This is a genomic window from Acidobacteriota bacterium (assembly GCA_009861545.1).
Lineage (GTDB): Bacteria > Acidobacteriota > Vicinamibacteria > Vicinamibacterales > UBA8438 > WTFV01.
This window is the reverse complement of record VXME01000049.1, coordinates 1-4,688: the sequence shown is the minus strand read 5'-3', so window position 1 is coordinate 4,688 and position 4,688 is coordinate 1. Positions and strand designations below refer to the sequence as shown.

Here is a 4,688-nt window from a genome sequence, read left to right as displayed (position 1 = left end):
AGAAGCGCATCGAGACCGACCAGGACTCGCGGGCCAGCTCCTCGCCGCCGCGCATTCGCACGAGGTCGAAGGTCGCCGCCGCGCCGTGCGGCTCGGCCGGCTGCGGCAGGATGCGGACGGCCACGTCCTCGACGTGCAGCTCCTCGTCGGCCAGCCCGACCGCCGTCGCCGCCACGTCCTCGGCCTGCTCGGCGTAGGCGGCGTTGGCCACCTCCGGCGTCAGGAACCACAAGGACCGCTCCCAGTACTCGCGCACCGTGCCCTGCCGGCGCGAGTAGTGGTCGACGACGAAGCGGTGCAGGAAGAAGCCCGTGGTCGGGTCCAGCGGGTCGGCCTGCGCCTCCATCGCCTCGTAGGCGACCGCCTCGGCGCGCCCGACCTCGTCGACGCGCACGACCAGGGGTTTCGGCTGCGGCGCCCACGCGAGGCGCACCAACGCGACGGCCAGCACCAGGACGACCAGCGCCAGCGCCCCGGTGACCACCCGCAGATGCCGCGCCGCGTGCATCTGCTCTCCCCATATCTCCGCGAACTCCCGCGCCACCATCACACTCCCCCCGTCATCACCACGCGCGCCGCCGACGCGGTCTGCACCGCGCGGCCCGACGCACCCGAGCTGACATTGCCCGAGCCCGAGACGAGCATCTGCGTCAGCTCGCCCACCTTCAGCGTCGCCAATCCGGCCGCCACGATGTAGGGGATGGTCACCAGCGACCGCCGCATCGCGGTCAGGATCCCCGTCGGCCCCGCCCACTCCACGTCGGCCGACACGTCGCCCGTCCACCCCTGCACGACGAACATCCCCAGCTCGGTGACGACCCGGAAGACCGCCGCCGCGATGGCCCCATAGAGCGAGTAGACGAGCACCGTTCGGAACCAGCCCCAGAAGAGGAACGAGAGCTGCGGCACCAGCATCCAGGGGATGAACACCGGGCCGAGCACCAGCGCGATGGAGAGCGCGATCTGCGCCCACATGACCTGCGCCTGCCCGAGCGCGAAGACCACCACCAGACCCATGAGGAGGACGACCATCAGTCCGAGCGTCATGAAGAGGTCGAAGGCCGCGTCGAGCACGCCCGGCAGGTCCGCGACGACGTTCCAGCCGAACGAGGCAAGGCTCCCGAACAGCCCCTGGCCGGCGAACAGCTCCCGCCACGCGCCGGTCGCGAGACCGAGCTGCTCCAGCATCGCGGTCCCGGCGTCGGCGACGATCATTCCCTGGAGCCAGTCGCCCATCCCCGTGATCAGGTCCGGGACGCTCCGGCCGGTCCCCGGCAGCGGCGCCGTGTAGAAGCGGAGCATGCCGAGCGGGATCGACAGCCCGACGACCATGCGGACGACGGCGGCCATGTTGACGCCGTGGCCGGCAAGGGCCATCTGCGCGCCGGTCCAGACGACGACGATCAGCGCCAGCCCTTGCCAGAGCTGCATCCCGGCCGTGGCCACGGCCGGAGCCACCGAGGCCATCAACTGGTCCGTCAGGACGGACGCCTGCTGGAGCATCAACAGCAAGTCGATTGGTGTCATGGCTGCTCTTTTCCTCCAGGGTTGCGGCCGGACTACCAATTCGACGGCGACGGGACGCGCCGGTGGCTGTCGATGACGGCGGACTCGGCCGCAGCCAGATCCGCGAGGAAGGCGTCGTGCTCGGTCCGCGCCTGCACGGTGTCGTCCTGCCAACGTGCCGCCGCCTCGCGCCGCGCCCGCTCGACCTCGTAGCGCTCGCGGGCTTCGCGCGCCGCCTCGAAGGCGGCAAGCTGCGCCTGCGCCAGCAGCAGCTCGGTCTGCGTCACGCCGTTCGCGAGCGCGGCCTGGTCGACGCGCTGCGTTCGCATCAGGTCGTCGTCGCGCAAGTCCGACAGGTGCGCCGCCGACTCGCCGACCTGCACGGCCAGGGTCGAGGCAGCTTCGGCGACCGCGTGCGCGTGCGTCAGCTCGGCCGCCGCCCGCCGCTCCGACCGCCGCCAGAGACGCACCAACCGGTCGGCAACTGCACGCGCCATGCGCAGCCCCCGCAGGTCGGCGGCCGTGACCGACGGCGGCAGCGCCGCCTCGATGTCGTCCCACACAGTGCGCCACGTCGCGGTGCCTTCGGCCACGTCGCCGAGGATGTCGAGCGCCTCGCGCGCCGCGTTGCGGCCGGGACCGGACCAGGCCGGGCCGCTCGGAGCGGTCCACGAGCGGAATGTGCTCGGCTCGGCCGCCGAGGTCTCCGTCGCCGGCCGCCCGCCCAGCAGCACCGTCGCCGCCGCCGGGTCGCCGAGACTCGGCGCGGCCAGCACGTCGAGCCAGCCGGCCTCGTCCGTGACGCCGGGAATCCGCTGGAGGAACGCGCCGACGCCGCCCGCGCTCGTGCTCGTCGACAGGCCGATGCCGTGGCGGCCGATCAGCCACTCGGCGTCGGTCACCTCGCGCAGCCGGCCGATGTTGCCCATGCCGATGTCGTTCGACGTAACCAGCTCGGTGGTCGTCGCCAGCACGCCGTCGAGCGACTGGAGCTGGTCGACCATCTTCGAGATCTGCGTCACCATGTGGGCGATCTGCGTCACCTGGTTGGCGATGATGATCGCGTCGCACGAGCCGAACAGGCACGCCTCGGCGCGCCGGCTCGACCACGTTCCGATCGCGACGGCGGCCACCACGCCTGCAATCAACAAGCGCCATCTGTTCGTCATTTCCGGTACATCCTTTCCGGGTGCGGCTCGGGCCGCGGCACGAGGAAGTCCGAGGTCACCCAGACACGCAGCCGGTGGCCGGCGCGCACCGTGACCGTGGGCAGGCGGTTGAGGAACCGCCCGAGGATCTGCGTCGCCGACTGGCCGAAGCCCTGCCCGGACGCGGCGCGGAAGCCGGCCCCGCCCCCGGCGTACGGGTCGGAGCCCTGGAGCGTCAGTCCGGCGAGCAGGCCGACCGCGCCGGCGGCGGCGAACGTCGACGCGTAGTGGCGGTCGACCTGGTCCGCCAGTGCGCTCTCGCCGATGGCGTTCAGGCCGTGGAACGCGAGGTCGACCCAGCGGCCGTCGAGCCAGACGAGCCGGTGGAAGCCGACCGCCAGCCGGCTCTGGTCCTGATGCCGGACGGCCTCCGCCGCGCCGAGCAGCCGTGCGCCGCGCGGCACGAGGATGCGCTGGCGGTCGCGCGAGTAGAATGGGATCGCGACCTGCGCGAGAGCCGGGCCGGCGAAGTCGCCGTCGAGTTGCGTGACGAGCACCGCGCTCAGCACCGATCCCTCGTAGACCCGCTCCCATCCGTCCGGGTCCATCGGGGTCCTCACCACCGCCGGCTCCGCCGTCGCATCCACGGGCGGCCCGGTCACGCCCGGCACGGTGCGTGCGGCCGGGTCCGCAGCGTCGCCGCCGGCCAGCCCCGCCAGCAGCGCCGCGTTCGCGTCCTGCATGCGGTCGGCTATGGCGGCCGGGTCGGGCGGCGCCGGCAGGCTCGACGCCGTGCCGGCGTCGCCAGCGACTACGGCGGGCGCAGCCGGCGCCATTCCCCCTGAACCGCTGCGGTCCGGGTCGACAACGTCGCCGTCGCCTCGACGCAGCTCGTCCCGGAAGGTCTGCACGACGCTTGGCGCGCGCAGCGACCGGGCGCGCCGTTCGATGGCCTCCAGCCGCAGCCGCTCGCGCAGCTCCACCTCGCCGGCCGTCGGAAGCGACGACGAGTCCTCCGACGCCGCGCCGCCCGGCCCCGGCGGAGCCGGCGGCAGTTGCGGCGGATGGGTGTCACCAGACTCCCCGCCGTCGTCCTCCTCGACCCGGCGCTGCTCGGCGAGCTGCGTCAGCCGCGACCGGAGCTGCCCGACCATGCCTCGTCCGGTGACCTCCGGCTCGGCCGCGCCGGCATCCTCGGCTTCCTCGTCCCCGCCCGACTGGCTCAGCAAGAGACCGGCCAGCAGCACGGCGATGATGCCCACGCCGGCCTTGGTGACCAGGTTCCCCGGCAGCGCACCGGCCGGGGGTTGGAGCACCTGCTTCCACTTCGCCATCACGGGCCTTCCTTTCTCAGTACGGCCGTCCACCGCAGCCGCCGCTCGCCGACTTCCATCGCGCCGGACCCGAGCACCCGCGGGACCACGTGCAGCACGCCATCGAGCACTTCCGACACCGCGACCCGTTCCAGCTCCCCGCCCACGTGCTCGTAGAGGTCCGGCGACAGCGCCCGCGTCCGCAGGAACGTCCGCCGGCCGTCGTGCCACATTTCCTCGACCAGCCACGGGTAGCCGGCCGCCTCGGTGGTCCAGCGGTAGTCGAAGCGCGCCTGCCGCGGATAGGCTTCGCGGCGCGCGTCGAGTGCGGCCTGCGCCGCCGAGCGGGCTGCCTCGATACGCTCGGCCGCGCGCGCCTCCGCATCCGCGACCGCCTCCCAGGTCTCGGCCGCGCGGGCAGCCGTTGCGGCGACCGCATCGGCGGAAGCCAGCGCGGGACCGCCGCCGGCCGGCTCCGCCGAGCGGGGGCCGACGCGGAGGACCGTGTCCACCGGCGCATCGGCGCTTTCGACCAGCGTCAGCGGCACGATGGCTCCCGCGGCCGTCAGCAGCACGAGGTTCGAGCGGGCGCCGGGGGCCAGCGGCCGGACGAACGCCAGGTGCGCCGCCGCCGACACGTCCCAGCGCTCGGCGTCGCCCACGACGGCCTCGACGATCTCGGCCGTCTCCGGCAGCGCCACCGTGGTGACGTGGCGCACGC

Annotated in this window: 5 protein-coding genes; all 5 read right to left on the bottom strand. The window is 73.5% G+C overall.

Annotation, left to right across the window (positions count from 1 at the left end; all coding sequences use genetic code 11):
* On the bottom strand, positions 1 to 547 hold a 547-nt coding region (locus F4X11_07670; GenBank protein MYN64890.1), incomplete at its 3' end, for a hypothetical protein.
* Positions 547 to 1,527, bottom strand: coding sequence for a type IV secretion system protein (locus F4X11_07665; protein MYN64889.1), 981 nt, complete (start codon positions 1,525 to 1,527; stop codon positions 547 to 549). The genes F4X11_07670 and F4X11_07665, both read right to left, overlap by 1 nt.
* 32 nt (positions 1,528 to 1,559) lie before the next feature.
* Positions 1,560 to 2,675 (bottom strand): hypothetical protein, encoded by a 1,116-nt coding sequence (locus F4X11_07660; GenBank protein ID MYN64888.1) that lies wholly within the window; start codon positions 2,673 to 2,675, stop codon positions 1,560 to 1,562.
* A complete protein-coding gene (locus F4X11_07655) occupies positions 2,672 to 3,988 on the bottom strand; it encodes a TrbI/VirB10 family protein (GenBank protein ID MYN64887.1) in 1,317 nt (438 codons plus the stop codon). The genes F4X11_07660 and F4X11_07655 overlap by 4 nt, the downstream gene beginning before the upstream one ends.
* Positions 3,988 to 4,686 carry a hypothetical protein gene (locus F4X11_07650; GenBank protein MYN64886.1) on the bottom strand — a complete coding sequence of 233 codons (699 nt, stop codon included), beginning with the start codon at positions 4,684 to 4,686 and terminating at the stop codon, positions 3,988 to 3,990. Before F4X11_07650 ends, F4X11_07655 begins: the two co-directional genes overlap by 1 nt.
* Between the last annotated feature and the right edge of the window lie 2 nt (positions 4,687 to 4,688).

Excerpts from the sequence above, each read along its gene's own strand:
- F4X11_07665 (MYN64889.1), bottom strand. The coding sequence starts at position 1,527 with ATGACACCAATCGACTTGCTGTTGATGCTCCAGCAGGCGTCCGTCCTG.
- F4X11_07660 (MYN64888.1), bottom strand. The coding sequence starts at position 2,675 with ATGACGAACAGATGGCGCTTGTTGATTGCAGGCGTGGTGGCCGCCGTC.
- F4X11_07655 (MYN64887.1), bottom strand. The coding sequence starts at position 3,988 with ATGGCGAAGTGGAAGCAGGTGCTCCAACCCCCGGCCGGTGCGCTGCCG.